We start from the raw sequence: 26,695 nt of genomic DNA, 5'->3' as shown, positions 1-26,695 counted from the left end.
ACGAGCCAGGAGCGATGCGCTGCTCAACCCTGGTCGAGCACTGCCAAGAGCTCGTCGTTGTAGAAGTCGTCGATGGAGCACGCGCCGGAGCCCGTCGAGAAGTAGCGGTCGATCAGGTGCTGGTGACCGACCAGTTTCCGCAGCATCTCCGACTGCCTGCCGGGCTTGAGTTCGGCCACGTTGAGCGCGCCCTGGTAGAGATCGAGAAAGCTGTCGGTCAGACCGCTCTCATAACGCTTCAGCGCCATGTCGAGCGCCGTGTCGTCGTGCAGCCGGTCGCCGATGTGGTCGGTGAGCGACTGCGCCTGGAGGAAGGCGTCGGTGATGCCGCGGGCGGTGATGGAGTCCTTGTGGTGCACCGCGTCGCCGAGCAGGACCCACCCGGGGCCGTATGCCTTGCGGAAGAAGTTCTCCTGGCGTCCCGTGCCGTAGAACACCTCCTCGCGCTGTCCCGCCGACATCCGCTCGTACAGTTCGGGCACCGTGGAGCGGACGGCCTCCAGGAAGGAGGGTTCGACGGCGGTACGGACCTCGGCGAACTCGCTCTGCGGGAAGTAGGCCATGACCAGCTTGAGGTCGTCGTTCGTGGGGATGACGCCGAGCCACCGTCCCGGCCGCTCGTACAGCTCGAAGTGCCCGGGCACCCCGGACCAGTAGCTGTAGTAGGTGCAGGTCATCCGCGGGTGCTCGATGACGTAGGGCGCGCCGACCTTGCGGGCCACCAGCGACCGCATGCCGTCGGCGCCGATGACCAGCCGCGCCCGTTGCGTCTCCTCGGCTCCCCCGGGCGTGGTGTAGCGCACCCCCGCGACCCGGTCGCCGTCGAGGAGGAGGTCGCTCACGGTGCACCCCTCGCGGAAATCCACGCCGGCTGCCGCGGCGCCCTCGGCGAGGATCGGGTCGAGCACGAAACGCCTCGGCGCGTACGTGGTGCGCTGACCGTCGACCGGCAGCGAGAAGCCGTCCAGCCGGACCCCCGGGGCCTCGTAGCTCTGGTGGTCGATCGGCGGGCAGCCCGCGGCACGGAGCCGGTCGAGCAGGTTCCAGCGGGCGAGCAGCGCCACCCCCGGCTGATGGATGTAGTGCGAGGACAGGGTGTCCTGCGGGAACCGTGCCTTCTCGAGGAGCAGGACGCGGTAACCCTGCCTGGCGAGCAGCATGGCCGCCGGCGAGCCCGCGCACCGGGCACCTATGACAACTACATCGTACATGGCCCTCACTTAGGATCGAGTCACGGCACCCGTGGCTTCGATGTATGCGGAAATCGAGGCCACCGTCGGGTTGAGGTACATCTGATCCATAGGGACTTCGACGTCGAGTTCGTCGATGTATCCCGCTTGGATTTTGGCCATGATCACGGAGTGGCCGCCCAGCGCGAAGAAGTCGTCGTCGACCGCTATGTCATCGCGCTGGAGTTCTCGGCACCAAATGGCCCGCACCTTTTCGGTTATCATCACACCCCTCCTCTGCGCCATCAAGGTCCTGCGAGTTGGCCGCCGTACCGCTGTCGGCGTGCTGGATTCGGAACTCTTCGGCCAGGGCCGCGCGGTCCACTTTTCCGTGCGGACTCAGGGGAATCTCACGGATGTTGAGGAATCGCGCCGGAACCATGTTCCGTGGCAGCGTCTCCAGCAATCGGGCGCGTACCTCGCTTTCCGCGAGGTCTTGTGCCGCCGGTACGACGAAGGCGATCAGCTCGTGGTCTCCGGAGCCGGTGTCCCTGGGCACCACGGCGGCCTGCCGGATGCCGTCGAGGCCGTGGGGGGGGGGGGCGGCGGGGGGGGGGGGGGGGCCGTGGCCCCCGGGGGGGCCGGCGGTTGGCGGGGGCGGCCGCCCCCGCCCCCCCCCCCGTCGGCGGGATCGATGCGCATGCCCCGCACCTTCACCTGTGCGTCCATGCGGCCGGCGACGACGAGGTCGCCGGCCGGGGTCACGCGGCCGCGGTCGCCCGTGCGGTACAGCCGGCGCGGGGTGCCGTCGAGCATGACGGTGGTGAAGCGTTCGCTCTCGGGTCCCGTGGCGTTGAGATAGCCGGCGCCGACCCCCTTTCCCGAGAGGCAGATCTCGCCGTACTCCCCCACCCCGACCGGCTGTGCCTGTTCGTCGAGTACGTGGATCTCGGTGTTGTGGACGGGCCGGCCGACCGGCGCCGCCCCGTGTTCGGCGGGCCGGTAGCCGGCGAGGTCGTACGAGGAGGCGATGTCCGTGCACTCGGCGACGCCGTACTGGTGGAGGAGCGTGCACGTGTTCCCGTCCGCGCGGGCCCAGTCCGCTATCCGGTCGAAATGCAGCGGCTCACCGCCGAACAGCACGTAGTCCAGCCCGGCGAGTGCCGTGCCCCGGCGTGCCGTTTCCCAGTCCACCAGCAGGTAGAGGGTGCTGGAGGCACAGTGCACGGTGCGTATCCCGTGCTGCGACAGCATGCGGTAGGCCATCGCGATGTCGAAGTGGCGGCTTGCCATCAGGTGCTGGGTGGCACCGCAGAACAGCGGGATCATCAGGCTGCGTTGGGAGAGGTCGAACCCGAACGCGCTGACGACCAGGTTATCCGACCCGTGGTGCAGGCCGTATTCGAGGGTCAGCCAGTTCAGCAGGTTGAACCAGCCCTCGTGGCGCACACCGGCGAGCTTCGGCGTGCCGGTCGACCCGGACGTGAAGACCGCGTAGCACAGGTCGTCCCCGCTGACCAGGATCTCCGGCGACGTCACCGGCAGGCCGTCGAGCCGGTCCGTCCACCGCTCGGGAGCGACGACCTCGGCGGTCGTCGGCTCCACCAGGTCGGCGGTCGACGGGGAGGCCATCACCAGGGCGAGGCCGGGAATCTGCCCGAGCAGCAGCCGCAGTCTGGCCAGCGGATAGGTGGGATCGAGCGGCACATAGGCCGCACCCGCCTTCAGCGTGCCGAGGACGGCGACGACCAGGTCGACCGAGTAGTCGAGGCAGAGGCCGATCTTGTCGCCCCGCCCGAGCCCGCGCGCGGCCAGAAAGTGCGCGAACTGGTTGGCGCGCGCGTCCAGTTGCCCGTAGGTCAGCTGCTGCCCGGCACAGCGGAGAGCGACGGCTTCAGGAGTGGTGAGGGCGTGCGACTCGAACCGCTTGTGCACGATGGGCAGGGATGGCAGGGGGACCCGTGTTCCCTGAAGGATCATCAACCAACTCCGTAGTGACGGTGGTTCGGCCCGGGGGCGAGTGGTACCTGCGTCCCGGCCGGCGGCTGGGTGCGGGCGCGGAGTCCGCATGCCTGCGGTGGCACGGCGGCGTCCGCCGCTGCCCGGTGGCGCCGGTCCGGCCGCCGTCGCGCGCACTGCGGAGCCGCCACCGGCCGGGGCGCCTCGCCTGTTCAGTCCGCGGCCATGGCCTCTCGCAGGCTCCTGGGCCGCAGATCCGTCCAGTTCTCCTCGACGTACTCCAGGCATTCGTCCCGCGCTGCGTCGCCGAGGACCACACGCCAGCCTTCGGGTACTTCGGCGAACACCGGCCACAGGGAGTGCTGGCCCTCGTCATTCACCAAGACGTGGAAGGTTCCGTTCTCGTCGTCGAATGGGTTCGTGCTCACTGCCACCGTCCTTAGCGGTCACGACGTGAAATCCGGATGAAATGCGGAACGGCGCAGGAGAGAAATGGCCGGACGGGCGGTTTCCGGTCCGGCATTGTCCTGTCGACGGGACATCCCGCATCAGCGGGCACCAGACAGTGCCGATGCCACGGTGGGGGACGCTAGGACGCGCCTGCCAGGGCCGCAAGGACAGCGGATTCAGTGAACTCCCGCCCGATCTGCCGGACCTGTTTCCCCCCGGCCTCCTGTGCCACCATGACGAGATGTGGCCCCCTGAAAGGGCCCGCTCACATTCGGGTTCACCCAATCCACCACCGCCGAGGCGATCGCGAGCACGTGCGGCACGGCGACGGAAAGCCCATCGACGAACCGACGACTGGTGATCCATGACTCTGAAGTCAGAATCCGAGCACGGAACAGATCCAGATGACGGCACTCGACGTTCGCTGCTGCGTCACATGCTGGCGGCAAGAGGTGTCGACGAGGAGGCCTGTCAGCTCCAGAAGCAGGGCGCTCTCGACCTCTGGGCCTCCTGCCAGGGGCAGGAGGCCGCGCAGGTGGGCTCCGCGCTGGCCGTACCCCCTTCGGCGACCGTCTTCCCCAGCTATCGCGAGCACGCGGTGGCACTTCTGCGGGGCGTCACACCGGACCAGTTGCTGAGGCAGTGGGCCGGCCGCACGTTCTGCGGATGGGATCCGCGCCGACTGGGTTTCTTCCCTTACACCCTGGTGCTGGCCGCGCAGACACTGCACGCCGTCGGCTATTCGATCGGGCAACGCCTCCAGGAACGCGAGGACTTCGTCGTCGTCTACGTCGGCGACGGTGCCACCAGCGAGGGCGACATGGCGGAGGCCATGAACCTCGCCGCCGTCGAGTCGGCGTCCGTGCTGTTCATCTGCCAGAACAACGGCTGGGCGCTGTCGACACCGGCCGAGGAGCAGATGCGCACCTCGCTGGCCGAGCGCGCCCGGGGTTTCGGGATCGAGTCCGTCAGGCTGTCGGGCCACGACCCGGAAGCGGTCTTCACGGCCTGCTCCCGTGCGGCCGCCCACATACGCGACCGGCGAGCACCCTGTCTCGTCGAGATCGAGGTCAGCCGCATCCACGGACACTCGACCTCCGACGCCCAGGAGCTGTACCGCAGCAGCGAGGACATCGCCCGGGCGAGGGCCGCTGATCCGGTGGCGGCGTATGCGGCCCGGCTGCACGACCTGGGTGTGGTGGACCGCGCGTGGCGGGACGCGGTCGACGCGGAAGTGCAGGAGGCGCGCGAGCTGTTGATGAAGGAATACGCGTGATGACTACGGCCCGGTCGGACGGCCTCGCGGCGTCGATCAACGCGACCCTTGCCGATCTGCTGGAGCAGGAGCCCGGGCTGCTGCTGCTCGGTGAGGACATCGGACGCCTGGGCGGCGTGTTCCGTGTGACCCGCGGCCTGCAGGAGCGCTTCGGCAAGGAGCGGGTCCGCGACACGCTCCTTGCCGAATCCAGCATCATCGGCCAGGCCGTGGGCATGGCGATGAGCGGCCTGGTCCCGGTCTGCGAGATCCAGTTCGACGGGTTCACCTATCCCGGCGTGAACCAGTTGGTGACCCAGGCCGCCCGTGTCGGCGCCCGGTGGAACGGGCAGCTCAGCCCGAGCCTGGTGGTGCGGGTCCCGACCGGCGGCGGATTCCGGGGCGTCGAGCACCACAGCGAGTCCAACGAAGCGCTCTTCGCGCGCGTCCCGGGCATCTCGGTGGCGTGCCCTTCCACCGGTGAGGACGCGGACCAGATCCTGCGGTACGCCGTGACGCTCGGCGCACCCGTAGTGGTGTACGAGCCGATCCGCCTGTACTGGCGCAAAGCCGGCCCGCCCCGCGATCCGGCGCCGGCGAAGTCCCCGACCACGGCCCGCATCGCGCGACGGGGCACGGACCTGACCGTGGTCACGTACGGCGCGATCACCCATGAGGTGCTGCGAGCGGCGCACGAGCTCAGCCCCGATGTCGATGTCGAGGTGGTGGACCTGCGCTGGGTGGCCCCGCTCGACATGGACACGGTCCTTCAGTCGCTGTCCCGCACGGGACGCCTGCTGATCGTGCACGAAGGGTCGAGGGACCTGGGTGTCGGCGCCGAGATCGCCGCGTCGGTCGTGGAGCGTGACGTCGGCTCGCTCCGGGGTCCGGTCCGCCGGCTGGCTCCGGACCGTCGTGTCTATCCCCCGGCGGATTTCGAGCAGCAGTACCTGATCGGTGTGCGGGAGATCAAGAATGAGGTGTTGGTGATGACGGGGTGAGCGGTTCCTTCGAGGACATGCGGGTTCCTGGTTTCGGGCACAGTCTCGACGAGGCCCTGCTTGTCGAGTGGGTCGCCGGCGTCGGTGACCGGGTCCGGCGCGGCGACGTCGTCGCCGTCGTCGAGACCGACAAGGCCAGCACGGAGATCCTGGCGGAGCGCGACGGACGGGTCATGGAGCACTCGGCGACCGCCGGCACGATCCTCAAGTCCGGTGAGGTGCTGTATCGGTTGGCGGCCGATTAACCGAGCCACGCGTCGCAGCCCTCGGTCCAGGCAAATGAGCGGAGAACACCCATGAGCGAGATGGAAGAGCGCATCAGCGACGTCATGCTGGCCAAACTGCGGGAGCGGGAGCCCTCGTCGGGCCCGGAGGACCTCACCCGGCCGGTCTCCGAGCTCGATCTCGACTCGCTCGACCTGGTCGAGCTGCACCAGCGGCTGGAACGTGAACTCCATGTCAAGGGCGACCTGCGGGAGACCGCGGGCTTCCCCCTCCTGTCGGACTTCAGCGCCTACTTCATGAAGCTGGCGAGCGGGCAGTGAGCGCGGGGATCGTCGATCTCGTCGCGGTGAAGCCGGGACGCACGGTCGGCAACGACCACTTCGAGCCGATCGGTCTCACGGACCAGTGGATCCGCCGTCGCAGCGGCATAGCGTCCCGCTCCTGGCTGCCGGCCGACACCCCGCTGGCGAAGGTGGCGGCCGAGGTGTGCGCGCCGATCGTGGCCCGGGTGGACGACCCGTCCACGATCGGCGCCCTGATCGTGGTCAGTACCTCGGCGCGGCAGCGTGTGCCCGGCATCGCGCAGAAGGTGGCGCAACTGGCCGGTCTAGGGCCCTCGGTGCTGGCCTTCGACATGAACGCGGCCTGCTGCGGCTTCGTCTACGGCCTGGTCACCGGGCTCTCGATCTGCGATGCCGGGCGAACGCGCTCGGTGCTCCTGTGTTCGGTGGAGGCCATGTCACGGCTGGTGGACCCGTCGGACCGGCAGACGGCCTGCATCTTCGCCGACGGCGCCGCGGCCGTGCTGCTGGCGGACCGGGCCGAGTTCGCGCTCTCGTGCCAGGTGGCCGGCTGTGACGGCTCCCAGGAGGAGCTCATGCGGGAGACGGACACCGGAGGCATCCATCTCGACGGCGCGCAGGTGTACGACCGTGCCGTGCGCCGGATGACGGAGTCGGCGCGGTATCTCGTCGACAACGGCCCCGCGCCGACGGTCCTGGTCGGTCACCAGGCCAACGGCCGCATCCTGGAGCAGGTCCGCGGCTTCACCACCGATCTCGGTGTTCCCTTCGTGAACCGGATCGAGCACTCCGGGAACACCTCGTCCGCGTCCATCCCGCTGGCGTTCGCCGAGGAGTTGGAGGCGGTTGCCCTCCCTTCCCGGGGGCGGCTCGGTGCGGTGGCCTACGGCGCCGGCGAGGCGTGGGGAGGCGTCGCGGTGGACTACCGGGTGCCGGCCACCGCGGCTCCCCTGACGCACGCCGGATCTCCGTACCCCACTGACTCGGTCCCACCGATCTAGGAGGCTGTCATCTACAGGCCACAAGCCTGGGTTCTGCACTCCGGTGCCACGACCGGCCCACAGGACGGCGGACCCGGTGCCGCACTGCGGTACGGCCGGTTCGCCTTCGGTCCCCTGGAGGAAGGCGAGGCCCTGGTGGAGCCGATCATCGGCTCCTGGGAAGCCAACATGGACCACGCGCTGACCCGCTCGCCGATCGACGTCTGCAGCAGCCGCGGCGAGGACGCGGTGGTCCTGGGGAACCTGGGCGTGGTGCGCGTGCTCAAGGTGAACGCGGGGCGCGGGGCGGATGTCAGGATCCGCGAGGGCGATCTGTGTCTGCTGATGCCCTTCGGCAGGATGGACCGCTTCGGCTACGCGGAACTCGCGCACGCCTACGACGCACCGGGCACCATCGGCCTGCTGACCAAGCAGTCGAAGATGGACACGCGGCTGCTTCTCCCGCTGCCGGACGGCACGGCGTACTCGCCGTCCCAATGGGCTTCCTATGGGCGGTACTTCACCGCCTGGGACAACTGGAACAAGGCGTACGGATGCTGGCGCACCCAGGTCCCAGACGACGATCCGGCGCGGCATCTGGTGTTCGGGTGGGGCGGAGGCGTGGCGTTCGCCGAGCTGCTGCTGGCCAGACGGGCCGGGTTCCGCGTCGCGATGGCGGCGGGCTCCGACGAGCGCGTCGCCTTTCTGCGGGAGCACGGCATCACTCCGGTGGACCGCCGCCGGTTCCCCGCTCTCTCCCGCCCCACCCGCCGCCGGCAGACGGACCGGGAGCGGCACGAACAGCGCCGGAAATCGGTCGAGGACTTCCTGCACGTGACCCGGGATCTGAGCGACGGTCACGGAGTCGCGATCTTTGTCGACAACATCGGCGAGCCCCTGTACGACGTCACCCTGGGCGCCCTGGCACGTCAGGGGGTCGTCACCACCTGCGGGTGGAAGGCGGGTATGCGCCTGACGCATCTGCGCAGTGTCGAGAGCATCAGCCGCCACATCCATGTGAACACGCACGTCTGGCGGCTGTCCGACTCCCCGGCGATACGGGACTTCCAGGAGGCCGAGGGCTGGATGCCACCGGCGGGGTCCGAGGTGCAGTACGGCTTCGACCGGGTGCCCGACCTGGCCGACGACTACGCGAACGGCAGGATCGGCTCGTACTTCCCGACGTACGGCGTGAACCCGCTCTGACCCGCCGGGCCACAGCGGAGGTCCTTCGACGAGGTCGGGGACGTAATCCGAGGGAGGAGACACCATGGGCCACGCCGGGATGGACACGGATGTGGTGATCGCCGGCGCCGGGCCGACGGGACTGATGCTCGCCTGTGAACTGCGGCTCGCGGGCGCCGACGTAATGGTGGTCGACCGGCTCGCGGGGCGGACCGGTGAGTCGCGGGCCGGCGGGATGCACGCCCGCACGCTGGAGGTGCTGGACCAGCGCGGGGTCCTGGACCGGTTCCTCGCGGCGGGCGAGATCCAGTCGGTCGGCCACTTCTCCGGCCTCTGGCTGGACTTCGACGACTCCGCGTCCCGGCACGCCAGGCCGCTGATGATCCTTCAGTCGGTCATCGAGCGGCTGCTGGAGGAGTGGGCCGCCGAACTCGGCGTACGGGTGCGCTGGTCGTCGGAGGTGACCGGGGTCCGCCAGGACCCGCTGAGTGTGACGGCGGAACTGTCATCGGCACAGTCGTCGGCACCGGCACGGCTGCGCGCTCGCTATCTCGTGGGCTGCGACGGCGGGCGCAGTACCGTGCGCAAGCTGTCGGGCATCGGCTTCCCCGGTACCGAGGCGACGATGACCGCGCTGCTGGGCGACGTCGAACTCCCCGATCTGCCGGAGGACTACATCTTCATGCGGCGCTGCCCGGGAGGCCATTTCTCGGTGATCGCGCTTGAACCGGGCTGGTACCGGGTGATCACGTCGGAGTACGACCATGTCGCCGGCCGAGACGATCCGGTGACGTTCGAACAGTTCCGTGCGGCGGTGATCAGGCTGGCGGGCACGGACTGGGGCATGCACAGCCCGCGCTGGGTCTCCCGGTTCGGCGACGCGGCGCGGCAGGCCTCCCGGTACCGCAACGGGCGGGTACTGCTGGCAGGCGATGCCGCGCACATCCACTATCCGGCCGGCGGGCAGGGCTTGAACGTGGGGGTGCAGGACGCGGTCAACCTCGGCTGGAAGCTGGCCTCGGTGGTGCGCGGCCGGGCGCCTGTGAGCCTGCTGGACACCTACCACGACGAGCGGCACCCGGTCGCGGCCCGGGTGCTGCGCAACACCCGGGCCCAGTCGGCCCTGGCCCGCCCCGGTGAGCAGATGGACGCGCTGCGCGACGTGTTCGGCTCGCTCATCACGTTCGACGAGGTCAACCGCCATCTGTGCGGCATGCTCACCGGGCTGGACATCCGGTATCCGCTCGACGGCGATCACCCCCTCGCCGGCCACCGGGTGCCCGACGCCGACCTCAAGACGCCCGAGGGCGCCACACGCGTTTACGAACTGCTGCGCACCGCCCGCCCCGTACTGCTCGACCTCGGCGGCGGCACCGAGGTGGCGGCGGCCGCCCGAGGGTGGGCCGACCGCGTCGACCATGTCAAGGCGCGGAGCGACGACGCCCGCTGGGCCGTCCCCACCGCCGACGGGACACCCGCTCCGTCCGCCGTCCTGATCCGGCCCGACGGCCATGTCGCCTGGGCCGCCGCCTCGGGCGGCGCACCCGCTTGCCCCGGCCTGCGCAGCGCTCTCGCCAAGTGGTTCGGCCCCGCCCTGCCGGGGTGAGAACGCGAACGCCGCCACGACCCCGACCACGTCCATACCGAGGAGACTTGATGTTCGTCCCCACCTCCTACCGTCCGCCCGACAGCTCGTGGATGATCGACGTCGTCAAGGACCATCCCTTGGGACTGCTCACGAGCAACGGCGACCCAGGAGAGGTCCCGTTCGCCACTCATCTCCCGGTGATCCCCGAGTCGTTCGACACGGAGGCGGCCGATCTGTCGGGCAGCGTCCTACTGTGCCACCTCAACCGGCAGAACCCGCACTGGTCGGCCCTGCGGAGCGGCGACCCCGTCCTCCTGACGTTCACCGGGCCGCACGGATACGTGACGCCTTCCGTATACGCGTACACCCCGGCCGCACCGACCTGGAACTTCACCTCGGTTCACGTGCGGGGGACGGTACAGAGGATCGATTCGGCCGAGGAGACACTGGACGTGATCACGGCCACGGTGCGTGCCTTCGAGGGCCGCTTCGGCAGCGACTGGGACATGAGTGAGTCGATCGGCTACTTCCGCAAGATCCTGCCAGGAGTCGGTGCCTTTCGCGTACAGGTGACCGGTGCCGACGGGATGTTCAAGCTGAGCCAGGAGCAGACCTGTGAAGTGCGTGACCGCGTGCGGAGTTCCTTCGACGCGCAGCAGAGCACTCACTGCCGGGCCGTCGCCGGGCTGATGGACCGACTGCCCTGAGTGGACCGGGCACACCGGTTCCCTCACAGGAGACCCGCCGTGCCGGCCTGCCCGTGGGGGCGGTCCGGCACGGCGGCGTTTCACGGGCTCCGGACGGCAGGACGGAGTGCCGGCGCGGATTGGCGACTCACGCACCGCCGATCCGGATGGCCTGTACGGGGCAGGCCCGGATCGCCGCACGCACCGCGGACCCGGAGCTGTGCTCCTGGCCCTCGATGATCTCGTTCAGCCCGTCGTCGTCCTGTGTGAAGACGTCCGGAGCCACGAGAGCGCACATCCCCCCGCCCACGCACCGGTCCCGGTCCACCTGGATCCGGGCGCTCTCCTCGCCCGACTCCTCGGTACGCGGGCTCATGACAGCTCCTCTTCGGCGAGGTGACAGGGGTCCGAGCATATCCGGCTGACATGCGGCACCCGAGGGCCCAACAGGTCGCAGAGGAAGGGCAGTTGAGGGTCGCGGGACACCTCGTACACGGAACGGGAAGGGGTCACGGCTGCCGTCCGAACAGTCGTCGCGCGGGCCTGACCACGATGCGCCCGTAGACCTTCTGCCCCGACAGCTCCACCTTCAGGACGTACGGCTTGTCGCGATCCGCCCTGCGGCGGCGGTACTTGAGCCTGCTGAAGGCGAGCCGTACACCGTCCGCGTCCACGACGACACCGGGTCGCGTAATCAACGTCAGCTTCCTGCCGGACATGGCCATGTCCACGTGGAGTGTGTCGTACGTGATCACGGCTTCGGTGAAGTCGAGTGTCACATCGCACCAGGTCACCGCCAGTTCCAGCCTGCGCGGCACCACCCAGCGCCCGTCGCGCCCGGCCCTGCCGTGGGTCTGCTCGATCCGCACCACGTCCTTGACCTCGGCCATGGCGCCGCCGGCCATCACCGAGACGGGCGGCAAATCCACCGTGAGAGCTGTCAGTTCACCGACCGTACGAGCCGACAGCGCGGCCTCCAGCCGCCCGTCCAGTTCGTCCGAGGTGAGCCGGCCGTCCCCCGCGGCGACCCGCAAGACCTCCACCGTCCTGTCCCGGTCCCCGTGCGAGGCCCGTAGCCCGGCCTCCCCGGACGGAGGGTTCTCCCCCGGCACACCCGCATCCCGGTCCTGTCCCACCAAGGTCCCTCCGCTTCCGAGGTCTGCGTCGATTCTCACGGGCCACTCCTTGACGAAGCCGAAGCCGAGGCCGAGGTCCGGGCCCTCCGGGTCACGGACCGGCCACGCCGCTGGGACGGCGGGCACCAACGCTCCGTCGGATTCCGCCGCCCCGGGCCGGACCGGATCGCGGGGGGAGAGGTCCGCGTCCCGGTCCCGTCTACTTCGGACCGCGGTTGAATACGGCCTGCGCCCAGCGGTAGCCGAGCGCTGTCAGTACCACGCACCAGATCAGGGCGATCCACCAGTTGTTGCCGATCTCCGTGCCGAGCAGCAGGCCGCGCAGAGTCTCGGTCGCCGGGGTGAAGGGCTGGTACTTGGCGATCGGCTGGAACCAGCCCGGCATCGTCTCCGCGGGGATGAAGGCGCTGGAGATGAGCGGGAGGAGGATCAGGGGCATGGCCATGTTGCTGGCCGCCTCGGGGGTCGGACTGGCCATGCCCATCCCCACCGCGATCCAGGTGAGCGCGAGGGCGAACAGGGCGAGCAGGCCGACTGCGGCGATCCACTCGAGCAGGGTGGCGTCCGTGGTGCGGAATCCGATGGCCACGGCGACGGCGCCGACGATCACCAGACTGGCGACCACCTGGAGCACGCTGCCGACGACATGCCCGATGAACAGGGAGCCCCGGAAGATCGCCATGGTGCGGAAGCGGGCGATGAGACCCTGGGTCATGTCGATGGAGACCGACATCGCGGCCCCGATCACCGTGCTGCCGATGGTCATCATCATGAGCCCCGGCACGAGGTAGGCGATGTAGTCGGAGCGGTCGTTCCCGCCGATGCCCGCGCTCATCACATCGCCGAAGATGTAGACGAACAGCAGCAGGATCATGATCGGCGTCAGGAGCAGGTTCAGCGTCATGGACGGATAGCGCCGCACATGCAACAGGTTGCGCCGCAGCATCGTGGTCGAGTCGCGCACGGCGAGGGAGAAGGAGCTCATCGGGTGGCCTCCTTGGCCTGGGCGAGGACGCCGACACCGCCGGTCAGGGCGAAGAACACGTCGTCGAGGTCGGGCGTGTGCACGGTCAGCTCGTCGGCCTCGATGTGCGCGGCCTCCAGCCGGTCGAGGATGGCGCGCAGCTCACGCTGGCTGCCGTCGTTGGGGACCTGGAGCGTGAGGGCTTCGTCGTCCCCGGCGGCTTCGTCCAGCGCGGTGGCGGCGGCCTTGTAGGCGGCCGGGTCGGTGAAGCGCAGCCGGACGTGCCCGCCGGGAACGAGGCGCTTGAGCTCGCCGGCGCTGCCCTCGGCGGCGATCTTGCCGTCGTTCAGCACCGCGATCCGGTCTGCGAGTTCGTCGGCCTCCTCCAGGTACTGGGTGGTGAGGAAGACGGTGACGCCACCGGAGACCAGTGCGCGGATGATCCCCCACGTGGCGTGCCGGGAGCGCGGGTCGAGTCCGGTCGTCGGCTCGTCGAGGAAGATGATCCGCGGACTGCCGATCAGCGTCATGGCGATGTCCAGACGGCGTCGCATACCGCCGGAGTAGGCGGAGGCGGGCTTCTTCGCGGCGTCGGTGAGGTCGAAGCGCTCCAGGAGCTCCGCGGTCACCCGCCGCCCCTCGGCCTTCGACAGGTGATGCAGGTCCGCCATGAGGAGCATGTTCTCCTCACCGGTGATCAGGTTGTCCACGGCCGAGAACTGGCCGGTGACGCCGATCGCCGCGCGGACCCCTCCGGGCGAGGCGGCGACGTCGTGGCCCGCGACCTGGGCCTGCCCGCCGTCGGCGGCAATGAGCGTGGACAGGATCTGCACCAAGGTGGTCTTGCCGGCGCCGTTCGGACCGAGCAGGGCGAACACGGAACCGGCCGGAATCCGCAGGTCGATGCCGTCCAGGACCACCTTGTCGCCATATGACTTGCGCAGTCCCACGACGGAGACGGCAGCGGGCGACTGCCGGTCGCTCTGCCTTGATGCAGGCATGACAGAAAAGGGCATGGGTACTCCCGTTGAGGCTTGGATGAAGGGATGCGGCGCGTCGGCGAGACGGGTGCGCTACAGCGCCAGCGGCTGGATGAGGACGAAGAGGGCGAGGAGTGAGCGCGAGGGTGCTGCTCGACGGTTACGCAGTGCCCTCGATCTCGGCCCGCGGCCGGGCGGTGAAGACGCGGGCCCCCTCGCTTGGACTGCTGCTCCGAGGAGGTTGCCGACATTGGCGCGGCTGAGTCAGGTCTCGCCGACCTGCTCGACCACCTCCGTGGACAGGATCTGCGGCAGTTTCTGGTAGCCAATCGGCCAGCGCCTGGTTGCGCTGCGCCGAGGCAAACGAACCGCTCGGGCGGGCTACGCCCGCTGGCATGGAGCGACGGGTGTCACTTCTCGTCCGCGCCAGGTTCCCCGCTAATGGATTCCTGGTAGACGTCCGCGTAGGTGGGAGAGTCCTTGATCAGGTCGTCGCAGAACGCGGCGACGTCGGTGCCGATGAGTTCCAAGACTCCCTTGCCTGTGGCGACGCCCTCCTCGAAGAAGTCGACGATCCCGGGGAGCAGGGGCCCGTCAGGCAGGCTGATCGGTCCGACCTTGAACAGGTACCTCTGCATCTCCTTGTAGACGATCTGATAGTCCGGCGGAAGAGCCTTGACCCGAGCCACGTGCGCCCGCCACTGTTTCTTTCCCTCGATGATGTCTTGGATGCTCACGTCAGCCTCCCAGCCGGCTCAATTTCCTAGCGACGTTCCTGTTCAACTGCTCGCGCCACCGGTCGCGATAGGTTCGAGCCCCTTCTCCACCGGCAAGCGCGGTGCAGAAGCCTCGGATGTCCTCGCCGAGCACCTCGTGGACGCTCTGTCCGTCCGCCGCTGCTACTTCGAGCAGCCCCAGGGCGGCGTCGAGGATCGGCATCAGGTTGCGGCCGGTGAAGTCCCCGTAGGGGAAGAGGTGGGCGATGATCTGTCCCCACGCCGCCCGGTAGTCGTCCGGCAGGGTCTCGGCCCGGGCTTCGAACGCCTTCCATTCCCTGGTGAGATCGCTGCCTGTGACCTTCTCCCAGAAGTTCATCTCCCGCCCTCCTTGAGCCTGTCGATGCGTGATGAGACGTACTGCCATTTCGCCCAGAACTTCGAGAGTTCTTCGCGTCCGGCGTCGTTGAGCGCGTAGAACTTGCGCGGCGGACCGACCCCGGATGGTCGTTTGGTCACCTGGACGAGTCCGTTCCTCTCCAGTCGCAGCAAGATGGTGTACACCGTCCCCTCGATGACGTCGGTGAAGCCGAGCTCGTTCAGCTGACGGGTGATGGCGTAACCGTAGGTTTCCTCGTTGCCGATGATTTCGAGCACACATCCTTCGAGCGTGCCCTTCAACATCTCAGTCAGGTCGTCCATCGCGGGTGCTCCTCAGCCCTGCCGGTACTGCGTGCTACCGAGCACCACTATACGGTACCACCGAGTACTGGAGGACGTCAGTATCTCCGGTAGGCGTAAAGCCGGGACCGGTCGGCGAGGACCGGGGCTCCACAGCGGCGGCCACGCATCGGGCCAGCTCCGCAGTCAGTGGGGGCTCGTAGGTCATCACCGCAACGCCCCGATCCTCGATCCCCCCGGGCTGCTTGTCGGCCAGCTTGCGCCTGTCGGCAAACGATCGTTTGGCGACAGGGGGCCGATGCGTCCAATGAACCCGTGCAATCCGGGGGTTCGCGGAGCGGCGCGAATCTAATCAGATCCGATGGTGATTGCTGACAGGGTTTGACGACAGATACGGTCCGAACCTCCGTACGGAAGGTGCCTTCGGTGGCGAACCATGGTCTACAAGCGGGTCTCGACCGACCAGCAGTCAACGGCCCGGCAGAACCTCGTCCTAGACGAGGCCGGGATCGAGGACCCGGTCGTCTTTGAGGAGGACCCGGGCACCTCCAGTCACCTCCACCCCCTCCAGCGGCCAAGGTTCCGCGAACTGCTCACCTACACGCGGCCGGGCGACACCGTGCACATCTCCGAGATGTTCCGCCTCGTGCGCGGCACCGGGCACATCCTCGACGTGCTCGACGTCCTCCACCGCAACCAGGTGGCGCTGCGCATCCACGACGGTGCGTTCTCCGCGATGGACCTCACTGCCCGTTACCCGCGCACCGGCGAGCTGCTGTCCACTATGAAATTCATGGTGCAGACCCTCGCCGCCGCCGGCGAACTCCAGCGTGACAAGACCGACAGAACGCCACATCTCGCACTCTGAAACCTGAAACATACTTAGTCTCGTCATTTCTGGCGCATCACACTAGCTCTCGTCATCGTTCGGCACCTTGCCGTAATAGTGACCGACGACCTTGGACAGCTTCCGTTGGATCGATCGCAGCGTCCTGATGGCTGGCTCGTCACTGATCGCCGTGGTCGTCGACCATTCGACTCCGGAGCCCGCAAGGTCACTGACGAAAACGATCTCTGTAGCTAATAAAAGGCGCGCCCAATCCGCTGGAACAAGCTGCAGATCATCTCTCAACGCGCCCCGTAGCCTGCGACATTGATCGAACAGATCCTGCATTCCCGCGAATCCCATACCAGCGGCGAGCTGATCGCTGCACCAAGCCGGCCCGCCCCATTCCAGGAGTGCCCGCCTCAGCAGTTCAACCTCCTCCTGAGCTAGCAGTTCGCTCGCAGCAACGCCGTGTTCCCTCATGTCTCAGCCCTTATGTCGTGCCGTCTTGACGGATGACTACCGACCCGCTCCTACGTCACTTCGAGTACATCCCGCTACGCGGCCAGCCGCTGGCAAAAGACTACGTGAAGTTTCCCTAAGGCCGGGTAGTTAGCGTTTCTGCAGGTCACGCAAGGGGGTCGTTTCCGGTGCGACTGCCGCGTAGCGTCCCGTGCGGACCCTCTTGATCATTCCCTTCTTGGTCCAGCGGGCGAGTTGTCGGTAGGTGGCGACGAGGGTGACGTCGCCGAGGAGTTCGGCGATCTCCCTTGAGCGCCAGAGCCGTTCCGGTTCTGCCTGCAGGATGGTGAGCACACGTGTCATGCGGTTGCTGGTCTGGCCGGGGCCGACGTACTGGGGGACCGTGGTCGTGGGCAGTGCGGGCTCCGGCGCCGGCGGCGGCAGGAGAGCGATCACCGTCGAGGTCACGGGCGGTCTGGAGGGCGACGGTGAAGCCGCAGCGGTCGGGATCGGTGCCTGGCTGGGACTCCGCCGCCTGGACCATGGTGCGGCGCAGAACCTGGTAGAGGGTGAGCAGAGCCCACACCTCCTGCTCGACGCCGGCCGGGTCGTGTGAGCGCAGGACGCGTCCGTGCAGGATGGTGTGGCGCAGGGCGTAGTAGGCGCTCTCGTGTTGTCGGGTAGGTGCGGCGCATTGCTGCGCCGCACCCCCCTCAGAACCGGACGGGCGGCGTTAACCGCATCCGGCTCAAGCAGACTCTGAAGGCCCACGGGCAGCCAGATTTGCCGGACCACGGCTACCGCGCCAGCGGTGGCAGTGGACGTGAATCAGTCGGAAGGCGACACGATCGTCCGGCTGGCCTGCGTCCGGGATGAGGGTGAGCGCGTTGCCGCGCACCGCCGTCCGGGTCGTCCGTAGCCACTGCTCCCATTCCTGGGGGCTTTGCGGCTCCTGGTCGGCATGCAGGAGAAGGCTTCCGCATAGAGGGCACCGCCTGTGCTGCCCCTGAAGCAGGTGCAACCAGGACGGGCTCAACGGGGCTTGTTCCTGCGTCGCCGCGAGGCCCAGTACTCGGTCAGCGCCGGGTCGTCCACGGACGCCCCCTTGATGACCAGCTGATGCCTGACGATCTTTGTCCAGGCGAACTTGGCGAGATAGCGGCCGGTCTCCCGGTCGCCGAATACCCACCGGTCCTGCCTGGAGGTGTTGAACCGGCCGAAGTGAGCTGCCGACTTTCGTAGAGTCCGGCGATCTTGATTCAGGCGGACTGCGGGGTGGCTTCCTGTTGTCGCCACCAGTCGCGTTCGTACTCGGCGGGCGGTACGTAGTCGAGGGCGGAGTGGGGCCTGTTCTCTCGGGGTCGTTTCGTCGCTGTGGCTTCAACTCGTGAGTCTTCGCAGGTCGGTGCGGGGTTGTCGGGCATCTCCTGTGTCCGACACCTGTGGTGCATGGCTCATGGGGCGGGGCGGGCGGTGTTGATCTGGGCCATGAGTTCGCGGTTCGCCGCGGGCGGCAGCGAGGTCTTGTTCCCGTTCCTCGAGTTGCAGGCGGATGTCGATGACCTGCTGTTCCAGGTGAGTGATCTTCTGGTTGAGGGTGTCGATGTCGGAGGGGGCGCCGAGCCCGCTGTCGTGCCAGGTCTGGCGGCCAAGGTGTTCGGAGAACTTCTGCTCAAGCTGGTGGATCCGGGCGGCCTGCCGGGCGGTGCGGTGCCGGGCGGCCAGGAGCTCGGCGTGCAGGGACGCCCGGCTGACGCATGTGTTGTCTGTCGTGGGATCGGGAGCTTGCCTCTGTGCGGTGTGGATCTGTTCCAGCAGGTCGGGGTGGCGATAGAGGAAGGACCGGTCGACTTTTGCCGCGCGAGCGATGGAGCTGGCGGTGATCTCTGATCCGGCGGCCTGGGCCTGGCGGAGAGCGTCTTGGACGCGGGTGCGTCGTCGATCGGAGTCGGCTCGGCGTCCGGCGTGCATGGCAAGTTCCGGTTGGTGACTCAACTCTGCTTCTCCTGGCGGGCGTCGAGCGGGGTGACGCGCATGCGGGGCATGCCGAGCATGACGGTGCGGTGCCGGCGGACGAGGGTGACGGCGTCGTGGATCTGTTCGCGTTCACCGGTGTCGAGGTCGTCCATGCCGCTGCGGATCCGGTTGATCAGGTGGCGGACGCGGGAGATCTCTTCTTCGGAGGGCAGGGCCTCGGCGCGGGCCCAGTCGTCGAGTTCGACGGCGGCCCGGATGCGTTCGCGGTCATCCGGTTGCGCCGGGGCCCCGACAAGGGCGAGCTGGAGTGGCGGCGGCCGAACCGGATGACGTTGCAGTGCATGCTGCACAGTCCGGTCTATGCCGGGATCTACGCCTACGGGCGCCGCCGCGTCGAGCACCGCCGACAGCAGCCGGGACGCCCCTCCACCGGCAGGGTGGTGCGCGGTGAGGACGAGTGGCTGGTGTTCATCCCCGACGCACTGCCCGCCTACATCACCGTCGAGCAGTACCGGGCCAACCTGTCCCGGCTCGCGGCCAACGCCGCCCGGGCCGAAACCCCCGGCACGGTCCGGAGCGGCCCCGCGCTGCTGGCCGGGCTGGTGCGATGCGGCCGCTGCGGCAAGCGCATGACCGTGCGCTACCACCAACAGGCAGGCAGCACCCGCCCCGACTACGTGTGCGCCCGGCAGATGACCGACTACGGGACCGGGGAGCGCTGCCAGGCACTGAACGGGGCCTGCGTGGACACCTTCGTCACCGCCCATGTCCTGGCCGCGCTGGCCCCGGCCGCGCTTCAGGTCTCCTTACGCGCGGCCGAGCAGGTCCTGGCGGAGCGGGCCAAGCTGGAGAAGATCTGGTCCCAGCGGCTGGAACGCGCCGCGCTCAGCGCCGACCGGGCCCGGCGCTGCTACCGCCTCGCCGAGCCCGAAAACCGCCTGGTAGTACGGCAGTTGGAAAAGGACTGGGAGCAGGCCCTTGCCGCCCAGCAGATGCTGCAGGAGGAGTACGACCGCTTCAACCTGACCCGTCCGCGCACCCTTACCGCTGCCGAGCAGCAGGCCATCACCGCGCTGGCCGAGGACATCGAGGGCCTGTGGAGAGCGCCAACGACGACCACCGCCGACCGCAAAGAGATCATTCGCGCGCTCGTGGAGCAGTTCGCCATCACCGTGCTGGGCACCAGCGAACGAGTCACCGTCACCATCACCTGGGCCGGCGGGAGGACCACCACAGGCGAGACCGCCCGCCCCGTCGCCCTCCTGCAACAGCTCAGCTACTTCCCGCAGATCAAGGAGCGTGTCCGCGAGCTGGCCGGGCAGGGACACCGCGCCGAAGCGTTCGCCCGGCGCCTGCACGCAGACGGCTTCCGCCCGGCCCGCGGACGCGGGAACCGGATCAGCGCCAGCGCGGTCAAGGAGATCCTGCGCGAACTTGGCTGCCTGCCGCCACCCGCCCGCACCCGAGCGGCCCCGCCACCCGGCGAAGAACCCTGCCGCGATGAATGGTGGCTGGAAGACCTCGCCGCCGAACTCGACATGCCCGCAGTCACCCTCTACTCATGGATCTACCGCGGCTGGGTCAACGCCCGCAAGGAATCCCGGCGCCCCCACCGCTGGATCCTCCACGCCGGACCCACCCAACTCGCCGAACTCCGCGAGCGACGCATCCGACCGCCCGGCTGGTACACCCGACACCGCTGGACCGACACCGAACCACCCATCCCGGCCCAAGACGGAGATCAAACAGCCAGTTCCCATTTATGAGTGCACTGTGGTTGACACATCTCGGCCTCCCAGCGTTCCGCATAGAGCCGCGCGATCTGCTCGGCGGGGGCCTGCTTGGGATCGAGCAGGGTGGTGATCAGTCGGTAGGGCTCGGTGCGGGGCTCGCCGTGCTCGGGGATGACGGTGACCTCGGCCTCGATGACGCGGATCCGGATGCCCTGCTCCTGGCGAGCCCGCAGTCCCAGGCGGCGTCCGCGCTCGCGGGCACTGCGGCGCCAGTCGCCCTTGCCCGAGTAGACCGGGCCGGGCAGGACCGACAGGTAGGAGCCGTCTGCAAGCTCGGTGAACACCGGCAGCTTGCGCCGGGAAGGGGTGCGGAAGATCAGGTGGGCGCCGGTTCGGACGATCTGCGACACCTGGGGAAAGCCGGTGAAGTACCGGTCGGCCAGCACCAGCATGCCCCGGCGCACGGCCCCGGTCTGCATGAGCTTGTCCAGCAGCGGAAGTTCGCCGACCGACCACGGCCCCCACACCGCCTCGAGCACGGCCCTTGTCCCGCTGGCAATCAGCATCAGCACCCGGATCTGCGGATAGCGTCCGGAGCCGAAGCGGCCGCGCGGCGGGTCGCCGAACGCCTTCCGGTTGGCCGGGGTGTCTGCGACGTCCAGGCGGGTGCCGTCCACCGACACCTTCAGCAGAGCCAGGTCGCATCCGAAGGCCGACATCCCCGGGGCGCCGGGATCGCTGTGAGGGCCGCGCAGACGCCGAAACAGGGCTCTGAGCGGGGCCGGGCCGAGCCGGCGGCGGGCCTGCACCGCGGCCGCGGCGGAAGGGATCCGCAGTGCTCCGGCCCGCAGCTGCTCGGTGAGCTGCTGGAACAGCATCCGCAGCACCTCGGGATAGCCGGCGGCCGGGCACAGCCACAGAGCGAGGACGAAGTACAAGGTCACGCGGGCCGGCAGGGCACGCACCCGCCGTTCCCGGCGCCCGCAGTCGGCGATCACCTGATCCACGAGGTCGGGAGACAGCAGCTGCGGCAGGGCTCCCAGGCCTAGATCATCTAATGGGTGAGGGGAGCCCGACGGCTTCAGCCTCAATCGGGCAGCGGGAACGGTGGCAGGATGAGCGGACATGGGAGCCTCGGCACGGACGGGGTCTTCTTGGTCGAAACCCAGTCCCACCGGGGCTCCCTCGTGCCGTCAATCCCTCGAAAGGGCGGCTAACTTACCGGCGTTGCGTCATGTCCGCCACCCACAGCTGATCCGGCCGGGAGGCGGTGAAATCGCGGTCGACCAGGTCCGGCGGGCGGGGCGCCGACGGCTCCGCCACGGTGGTCCGCCGGCGTTGACCACGGATCACGCCCTCCAGGCCCAGCTCGGCCATCAGCCGCTCGACGGTGCAGCGGGCCACGTCGACGCCCCTGCGGCGCAGGGCCCGGGTGATCCGCCGGGCACCGTAGGTGCCGCCCGATTCCGCATGGATCTGCTCGATCAGCGGCATGAGCTGCTCGTCTCGGAGCCGGCGGGCCGACTTCGGCCGCTTCTTGCGGGCGAAGTACGTCGACGGCGACAGCTCAAGAACCCGGCAGACGGGATCGACCCCGAGGCCCCTCTCGCGCAGGTGGTCGATCTCCCCCAGAGGGGCACCCCCAGCTCGGCCTCGTCCGAGGACGGTCGATCTCCTGGACAAAAACACTCCGACGGCTTTCAGGATCTCATTCGCCCGCTTCAACTCGGCGTTCTTCCTGCGGAGTTGCCTGAGTTCCTCGCGCTCGGCTGTGGTGAGCCGGTCATCCCGCTCGCCGCTGTCGGCCTCGGCCTGGCGGACCCAACCGCGCAGGGCCTCTTTATGGATGCCAGGATCTTTCGCGACGCGGGCGATCGGCCGGCCGGTGGCGCGGACCTCGCGGATGGCGCGCTCGCGGAGCTCGTCGGGGTATTTACGGGGTGCTGCCATGGTGCTGGTGGCTCTCCTTCGCCAGGACCGTAACCCTGGCATCAGGGTGAGTTCCCCCAGGTACCCTGGGGCGAACAAGCCCTTGGCTACCGTGATTTCACGCGTGATGACACACTGATCGGACAGCGGAGCCTCCGGTGCTGTGAACGGCTGTCCTGGTCGACTGCCAGTTCTACCGGGGCTCCGCTTCTCACGTCCGCAGTCGCCGCAGATCAGCGCGTACTTGTCAGCGCCTCCGAAGTCGTAACTTTACGGCCTTGGCCTTTAGCGACCAAGCTTTCCGCCGACTTGCGCCGCATCAGTCGAGTGCCAAGGCCCACCGTGCCCGGAGGGCTGGGGCGGTCTACGGGGGTGCGCCCTGATCGAGCACACGCTGGCTCCTTCATTGCTGCCGGTCGAAGTGGCAGGGAGCCGCGGCGGTCCACACAGGAAGCGGGAACCACCGAGCAGGCAGTCCCCGCCACGCCACATACAGCGCATGACTCTATGAGCTGTCAGTTCCCGCCCGTAATGCAGCAACGTTGCGCATCCACACACGATCGTTGCGTGCGACGGTGCTGAGCGCGTGTTCGTTGCGCTGTCCGTTTCGTCCGTTGCGTGCGGCGTGGTGCGGGGTGACCCGCACCACGCCGTCGGCGCCGGGTCAGCTCTCCGTCACGGAGCCCCCTGCCGCGTCGTCGAGCGCGCGGCCGACCACCGCGCAGATCTCGTCGGCGGGTACGGGCAGGTACATGTCCTGGTGCGTGCTGTCGATGTCGTACTCCCTTATGGCACCAGTGATGTGACTGCGCCACAGGTCCGAGTACGAGCCGTCTCCTTCAGCCGTCGCGTTGAAGAACAGCGCGTCGCCGTGGTAAGTCGGCGACGTGAAACTGCGCAGCATCGTGGTGTGGCCGACGACGACGGAGACCGCGTTGTCCACGAACGTAGCTTGGTCACCGGCGCTGCCGGGGCTGATGAGGTGCTCGCCGAAGTAGGCGCGGATGTCGTCGGCGTGGGGCGGCTCGTAGCGTTCGAAGAAGGTGCTGGGAACGCTGTCGAGGAGGGCGAGAAGCGCCACCTCGTGCCCTCGCCGCTGGAACTCGGCGGCCATGGCATGGGCGAGGGTGCCGCCGAGGGAGAGCCCGAGGAGGTGGAAGGGGCCCTCGGGCTGTACCGCGAGGATCTCCTCGACGTAGTCGGCGACCATGGCGTCGATCGACTCGGGCGGCTGTGTCACCCCGTCGAAGCCCTTCGCCTGAATGCCGTAGACCGGTCGGTCCGCGGGCAGCCGTCCGGCGAATCCGAGGTAGATCCAGCACAGCCCGCTGCCCGGGTGGATCCACCACAGCGGCTCCTTGTCCCCGCTCGTCCTGATCGGCAGCACGGCCGCGAACGGGTCCCCCGACTCGGCGGCGTCGCCGTCGGCCGCCAGCTCGGCGGCCAGCTCGGCGACGGTCGGCGACTCGAACACCCGCCGGAGCGAGGTCTCGACGCCGAGCACCGTGCGGATACGGCTGACCAGCTGGGTGGCGAGGAGCGAGTGTCCGCCGAGGCCGAAGAAGTCGTCGTCGGCTCCGACCCGGTCGAGGCCGAGCACCTCGGCGAACAGGCCGCACAGGAGCTCTTCGCGCGAGTTCCGCGGGGCCCTTCCGGCCGCCGGCCCGGTGTGGTCCGGCGCCGGGAGGGCGCGCCGGTCCAGCTTGCCGTTGGGCGTCAGGGGCACCTCGTCGATGGCCACCACCACGGACGGCACCATGTGTTCCGGCAGCCGTTCGCGCAGATGCGACCGCAGCCCGGCGGCGAGAGTCCCGGTGTCCGCCGGGTGTTCGCCGTCGGCTTCCCCGGTTCGGCCCGCGGCCGGCACCACGTACGCCACGAGGCGTCGGCCGCCGGTCGGGCCGTCGGCGACCACCACGGCCTGCGCGACGCCGGGGTGCGTCAGGAGCGCCGCTTCGATCTCGCCGGGTTCGATGCGGAAGCCGCGGAGTTTGATCTGGTCGTCGGCCCGTCCGGTGAACCGCAGCTGGCCGTCCTCCCCCCACAGGACCAGGTCACCGGTGCGGTACATCCGCTCCCCCGGCCCGCCGAACGGGTCGGCCAGGAACCGGTCGGCGGTAAGACCGGGCCGGTTCAGATAGCCGCGGGCGAGGCCGGGACCCGCCACGTACAACTCCCCGGTCACTCCCGGCGGGACGAGTCGCAGGGCCGCGTCCAGGACGTACACGCGAGTGGCACCCGCCGGGCGGCCGATCGGCGGGGCGGCCGGGCCGGGGCTCAGCGGGCCCGTCCAGGTGGCGACCACCGTGGCTTCCGTCGGCCCGTACGAGTTGATCAACCGGCGTCCGGGCGCCCACCGCGCCACGAGATCGGGCGGACAGGCCTCGGCGCCGACGATCAGCGTGCGCAGGTCCGGCAGGGCCTCGGCCGTCCCGGGCGGCACGGTGGCCAGCGCCGCGGGCGGGATGAGCGTGTGACTGATGCGCCGCTCGGCGAGGACCTCGGCGAGGCGCTCGCCGACCAGCGGCCCCTCCTCACCCGTCACCAGCGTCGCCCCGCTGAGCAGCGAGGAGCACAGTTCCAGGACGGAGGCGTCGAAGCTGGGCGAGGCGAACTGCAGGACCCGGTCACCGGGGCCGACCGCGTACTGCTCCATGGCGGCCCCCGCGAAGCCCGCGAGACCGCGGTGCGACACCACGACGCCCTTCGGGGTGCCGGTGGACCCGGAGGTGTAGATGACGTACGCGGTGCCCGCGCCCGACAGCGGCCACCCGCGCTCCGCGTCGGTCAGCGCGGCGCCGTCGGAGCCGGTCAGGGCCTCGGCGCCCCCGGGATCGTCCGGGCGGAGCACGGGAACGGACTGTTCGGGCAGGCCCGCGGCCGTCGTCGCGTCCGCGAGGACCACGCCGGCCCCGGAGTCCGCGAGCAGGTACGTGATCCGCTCGTCCGGGTAGCCGGGGTCGACGGGCAGATACGCGCCGCCCGCCTTGAGCACGGCCAGCCATGCCACCACCAGCGCCGCCGAGCGCGGCAGCGCCACGGCCACCACGGACTCCGGCCGCACCCCGGCCCGCAGCAGCCGGCGCGCCAGCCGGTTCGACCGGACGTCGAGCTCCCGGTAGGTCAGCGTCTCGTCGTTGTCGATGACCGCGACGGCGTCCGGAGCCTTCGCCACCTGGTGCGCGAAGAGTTCCGCAATGATGGCTTCGGGCAGCGCCGCCGCCGTGTCGTTGAACCCACCGATGAGCCGCTCGCGTTCGGCCGGTGTCAGCACCTCGACCGTGCCGACGGCCAGGTCCGGGTCGGCCGCGAGGCTGCGCAGGACGTGTCCGAGCCGGTCGGCGATGGTCTCGACGGTGGCGTGGTCGAAGGTGTGGCGCTGGTACTGCATGGCCACGCGAAGGCGGGGTTCGGAGCTGCCGATCACGCCGAGCGGGTAGTGGGTGCCGCCCTCCGAGGTGATGCCGGTGAACGCGATCCCCGCGGTCGTGTTCGCCTCGGTGAGGCCCGCCCGGTCGACCGGATACGACTGGAATCCGACGAGGGTGTCGAACAGGGTGCTCAGGCCGGTGTCCTGCTGGATCTGCGCGAGACCGTAGTGGTGGTGGTCGAGCAGGACGGCCTGGCGGTCCCGGAGCCGCGTCAGGATCTGGGCGAAGGTGTCCCCGGGGGCGCATGTCACGCGTACGGGAAGGGTGTTGATGAACAGGCCGACCATGGTGTCGACGTCCGTGACGGCGGGCGGACGGCCGGACACCGTGGTGCCGAACACCACGTCCTGGCGCCCGGTGAGCCGGCCGAGCAGCACGGCCCAGGCCGCCTGGACGACGGTGTTCAGGGTGACGCCCAGCTCGGCGGCCTGCCGCTCCAGTTCGCGGGACGTCTCCAAGGACAGCGGCACTTCGAGCTGTCCGATCCCCTCGCTGCCCTCGCTGCCCCTGCCTTCGTTGTCCTCGCCGTCCTCCCCATCCGCCTGCTCGGCCGTGGTGTCCGGGCTCAGCAAGGTGGGTTCGTCGAGTCCGTCGAGTTCCTCGGCCCAGGCGCGGGCGGCCGCTTCGTGGTCCTGCTGGGCCAGCCAGGACAGGAACTCGCGGAAGCCCCGGGCACGCGGCAGCACCGACGGGTCCCCGTCGGAGCCGTACAGGCGCAGCAGATCCTGCATCAGCAACGGCAGCGACCAGCCGTCCACGAGGACGTGGTGGGCGGTGAAGACCAGTTCGGCCCGGTCCGGTCCCATGGTCACCAGGGTCATGCGCACCAGCGGCGGCCTGTCCAGGTCGAAGTGGGTGCGGTCGTCCTCGGCCAGGATCCGCTCGTAGGCCGCCTCCCGCTCCTCCTCGGGGAGGTCGCTCAGGTCGGTCTGCCGCCAGGGCAGTCGGACATCGTCGACGACGAGCTGGACGGGTTCACCGGTGGTGTCGCTGACGAACGCGGTCCGCAGGTTGGCGTACCGGTCCAGGACCGCCTGACCCGCGGCCCGCATCCGCTCCG

At 69.2% G+C, this 26,695-nt stretch carries 29 protein-coding genes and 1 pseudogene; 10 read left to right on the top strand and 20 right to left on the bottom strand.

The features are described from left to right. Positions 1-23: 23 nt before the first annotated feature. The 4 genes from ABT063_RS48100 to ABT063_RS48085 form a co-directional block, all read right to left on the bottom strand. Positions 24-1,211 carry an NAD(P)/FAD-dependent oxidoreductase gene (locus tag ABT063_RS48100; RefSeq protein WP_351067830.1) on the bottom strand — a complete coding sequence of 396 codons (1,188 nt, stop codon included), beginning with the start codon at positions 1,209-1,211 and terminating at the stop codon, positions 24-26. 9 nt (positions 1,212-1,220) lie between these two features. After that, positions 1,221-1,454, bottom strand: a complete 234-nt coding sequence (locus ABT063_RS48095; RefSeq protein ID WP_351067827.1) for a phosphopantetheine-binding protein — start codon at positions 1,452-1,454, stop codon at positions 1,221-1,223. Between the two features lie 237 nt (positions 1,455-1,691). Beyond that, complete coding sequence (locus ABT063_RS48090; protein WP_351067825.1) at positions 1,692-3,149, bottom strand: amino acid adenylation domain-containing protein; 1,458 nt, start codon at positions 3,147-3,149, stop codon at positions 1,692-1,694. Between the two features lie 191 nt (positions 3,150-3,340). After that, positions 3,341-3,556, bottom strand: coding sequence for an MbtH family protein (locus ABT063_RS48085; protein WP_351067822.1), 216 nt, complete (start codon positions 3,554-3,556; stop codon positions 3,341-3,343). Between the two features lie 458 nt (positions 3,557-4,014). On the opposite strand from ABT063_RS48085, the gene ABT063_RS48080 reads away from it, so the two are divergent. The 8 genes from ABT063_RS48080 (at position 4,015) to ABT063_RS48045 (ending at position 10,821) form a co-directional block, all read left to right on the top strand. Beyond that, the gene (locus ABT063_RS48080) at positions 4,015-4,854 is read left to right on the top strand and encodes a thiamine pyrophosphate-dependent dehydrogenase E1 component subunit alpha (protein ID WP_351067820.1); all 840 of its coding nucleotides are present in this window, start codon (positions 4,015-4,017) and stop codon (positions 4,852-4,854) included. Further along, positions 4,854-5,834: an alpha-ketoacid dehydrogenase subunit beta gene (locus tag ABT063_RS48075; protein WP_351067818.1), complete on the top strand. Its 981-nt coding sequence runs from the start codon at positions 4,854-4,856 to the stop codon at positions 5,832-5,834. Before ABT063_RS48080 ends, ABT063_RS48075 begins: the two co-directional genes overlap by 1 nt. Then, complete coding sequence (locus ABT063_RS48070; RefSeq protein ID WP_351067815.1) at positions 5,831-6,079, top strand: biotin/lipoyl-containing protein; 249 nt, start codon at positions 5,831-5,833, stop codon at positions 6,077-6,079. The genes ABT063_RS48075 and ABT063_RS48070 overlap by 4 nt, the downstream gene beginning before the upstream one ends. A 51-nt stretch (positions 6,080-6,130) precedes the next feature. Next, positions 6,131-6,379 (top strand): acyl carrier protein, encoded by a 249-nt coding sequence (locus ABT063_RS48065; RefSeq protein WP_351067812.1) that lies wholly within the window; start codon positions 6,131-6,133, stop codon positions 6,377-6,379. Beyond that, the gene (locus ABT063_RS48060; protein WP_351067810.1) at positions 6,376-7,362 is read left to right on the top strand and encodes a 3-oxoacyl-[acyl-carrier-protein] synthase III C-terminal domain-containing protein; all 987 of its coding nucleotides are present in this window, start codon (positions 6,376-6,378) and stop codon (positions 7,360-7,362) included. The genes ABT063_RS48065 and ABT063_RS48060 overlap by 4 nt, the downstream gene beginning before the upstream one ends. A gap of 135 nt (positions 7,363-7,497) precedes the next feature. Next, a complete protein-coding gene (locus tag ABT063_RS48055) occupies positions 7,498-8,547 on the top strand; it encodes a zinc-binding alcohol dehydrogenase family protein (RefSeq protein ID WP_351067808.1) in 1,050 nt (349 codons plus the stop codon). Between the two features lie 64 nt (positions 8,548-8,611). Then, positions 8,612-10,132 carry an FAD-dependent monooxygenase gene (locus ABT063_RS48050; RefSeq protein ID WP_351067805.1) on the top strand — a complete coding sequence of 507 codons (1,521 nt, stop codon included), beginning with the start codon at positions 8,612-8,614 and terminating at the stop codon, positions 10,130-10,132. 50 nt (positions 10,133-10,182) lie between these two features. Continuing rightward, complete coding sequence (locus ABT063_RS48045; protein WP_351067804.1) at positions 10,183-10,821, top strand: FMN-binding negative transcriptional regulator; 639 nt, start codon at positions 10,183-10,185, stop codon at positions 10,819-10,821. 127 nt (positions 10,822-10,948) lie between these two features. Here the strand turns inward: ABT063_RS48045 and ABT063_RS48040 are convergent, their stop codons facing one another. From ABT063_RS48040 to ABT063_RS48010, 7 genes are all read right to left on the bottom strand, one after another. Further along, on the bottom strand, positions 10,949-11,176 hold the full coding sequence (locus ABT063_RS48040) for a ferredoxin (protein WP_351067801.1): 228 nt from the start codon (positions 11,174-11,176) through the stop codon (positions 10,949-10,951). A gap of 133 nt (positions 11,177-11,309) precedes the next feature. After that, a complete protein-coding gene (locus tag ABT063_RS48035; protein ID WP_502991034.1) occupies positions 11,310-12,062 on the bottom strand; it encodes a DUF1707 SHOCT-like domain-containing protein in 753 nt (250 codons plus the stop codon). Positions 12,063-12,135: 73 nt separating this feature from the next. After that, complete coding sequence (locus ABT063_RS48030) at positions 12,136-12,921, bottom strand: ABC transporter permease (protein ID WP_351067798.1); 786 nt, start codon at positions 12,919-12,921, stop codon at positions 12,136-12,138. Then, positions 12,918-13,901, bottom strand: coding sequence for an ATP-binding cassette domain-containing protein (locus ABT063_RS48025; RefSeq protein ID WP_351067796.1), 984 nt, complete (start codon positions 13,899-13,901; stop codon positions 12,918-12,920). The genes ABT063_RS48030 and ABT063_RS48025 overlap by 4 nt, the downstream gene beginning before the upstream one ends. Positions 13,902-14,290: 389 nt before the next feature. After that, a complete protein-coding gene (locus ABT063_RS48020; protein ID WP_318218901.1) occupies positions 14,291-14,617 on the bottom strand; it encodes a DUF1048 domain-containing protein in 327 nt (108 codons plus the stop codon). Between the two features lies 1 nt (position 14,618). Continuing rightward, positions 14,619-14,975 (bottom strand): DUF1048 domain-containing protein, encoded by a 357-nt coding sequence (locus ABT063_RS48015; protein ID WP_351067793.1) that lies wholly within the window; start codon positions 14,973-14,975, stop codon positions 14,619-14,621. Next, complete coding sequence (locus ABT063_RS48010) at positions 14,972-15,298, bottom strand: PadR family transcriptional regulator (protein ID WP_351067791.1); 327 nt, start codon at positions 15,296-15,298, stop codon at positions 14,972-14,974. The genes ABT063_RS48015 and ABT063_RS48010 overlap by 4 nt, the downstream gene beginning before the upstream one ends. Positions 15,299-15,713: 415 nt before the next feature. Between ABT063_RS48010 and ABT063_RS48005 the strand changes: the two genes are divergently transcribed. Then, the gene (locus ABT063_RS48005) at positions 15,714-16,145 is read left to right on the top strand and encodes a recombinase family protein (protein ID WP_351067789.1); all 432 of its coding nucleotides are present in this window, start codon (positions 15,714-15,716) and stop codon (positions 16,143-16,145) included. A 42-nt stretch (positions 16,146-16,187) separates the two neighbouring features. Here ABT063_RS48005 and ABT063_RS48000 read toward each other — a convergent pair whose 3' ends face one another. The 6 genes and pseudogenes from ABT063_RS48000 to ABT063_RS47975 all read right to left on the bottom strand — a co-directional run bounded on the left by ABT063_RS48000 (position 16,188) and on the right by ABT063_RS47975 (position 18,892). Continuing rightward, positions 16,188-16,586 carry a hypothetical protein gene (locus ABT063_RS48000; RefSeq protein ID WP_351067787.1) on the bottom strand — a complete coding sequence of 133 codons (399 nt, stop codon included), beginning with the start codon at positions 16,584-16,586 and terminating at the stop codon, positions 16,188-16,190. Positions 16,587-16,715: 129 nt separating this feature from the next. After that, positions 16,716-16,928, bottom strand: coding sequence for a hypothetical protein (locus ABT063_RS47995; RefSeq protein ID WP_351067785.1), 213 nt, complete (start codon positions 16,926-16,928; stop codon positions 16,716-16,718). Between the two features lie 105 nt (positions 16,929-17,033). Continuing rightward, positions 17,034-17,235 (bottom strand): annotated as a pseudogene (locus ABT063_RS52540) (IS4 family transposase); the annotation flags it as partial. A gap of 362 nt (positions 17,236-17,597) precedes the next feature. After that, on the bottom strand, positions 17,598-17,861 hold the full coding sequence (locus ABT063_RS47985) for a hypothetical protein (RefSeq protein WP_351067782.1): 264 nt from the start codon (positions 17,859-17,861) through the stop codon (positions 17,598-17,600). Positions 17,862-17,945: 84 nt separating this feature from the next. Continuing rightward, the gene (locus tag ABT063_RS47980; RefSeq protein WP_351067839.1) at positions 17,946-18,536 is read right to left on the bottom strand and encodes a DUF6262 family protein; all 591 of its coding nucleotides are present in this window, start codon (positions 18,534-18,536) and stop codon (positions 17,946-17,948) included. Positions 18,537-18,556: 20 nt separating this feature from the next. Then, positions 18,557-18,892, bottom strand: coding sequence for a transposase (locus ABT063_RS47975; RefSeq protein WP_351067779.1), 336 nt, complete (start codon positions 18,890-18,892; stop codon positions 18,557-18,559). Here ABT063_RS47975 and ABT063_RS47970 point away from each other — a divergent pair. Then, on the top strand, positions 18,884-20,308 hold the full coding sequence (locus tag ABT063_RS47970) for a recombinase zinc beta ribbon domain-containing protein (protein WP_351067777.1): 1,425 nt from the start codon (positions 18,884-18,886) through the stop codon (positions 20,306-20,308). The two genes, ABT063_RS47975 and ABT063_RS47970, sit on opposite strands and share 9 nt — an antisense overlap. On the opposite strand, the gene ABT063_RS47965 is transcribed toward ABT063_RS47970, so the two are convergent. The 3 genes from ABT063_RS47965 to ABT063_RS47955 all read right to left on the bottom strand — a co-directional run. Continuing rightward, positions 20,284-21,402 (bottom strand): IS4 family transposase, encoded by a 1,119-nt coding sequence (locus tag ABT063_RS47965; protein WP_351067836.1) that lies wholly within the window; start codon positions 21,400-21,402, stop codon positions 20,284-20,286. The genes ABT063_RS47970 and ABT063_RS47965 overlap by 25 nt on opposite strands. A 91-nt stretch (positions 21,403-21,493) precedes the next feature. Further along, positions 21,494-22,225 carry an IS3 family transposase gene (locus ABT063_RS47960; RefSeq protein WP_351067775.1) on the bottom strand — a complete coding sequence of 244 codons (732 nt, stop codon included), beginning with the start codon at positions 22,223-22,225 and terminating at the stop codon, positions 21,494-21,496. A 643-nt stretch (positions 22,226-22,868) separates the two neighbouring features. After that, a partial coding sequence (locus ABT063_RS47955; RefSeq protein WP_351067772.1) for a non-ribosomal peptide synthetase occupies positions 22,869-26,695 on the bottom strand: 3,827 nt, incomplete at its 5' end.

The organism is Streptomyces sp. NPDC002838 (assembly GCF_040295365.1).
Taxonomy (GTDB): Bacteria; Actinomycetota; Actinomycetes; order Streptomycetales; family Streptomycetaceae; genus Streptomyces.
Note: the sequence above shows the minus strand (reverse complement) of the source record. Positions and strands in the feature narration are given on the sequence as shown.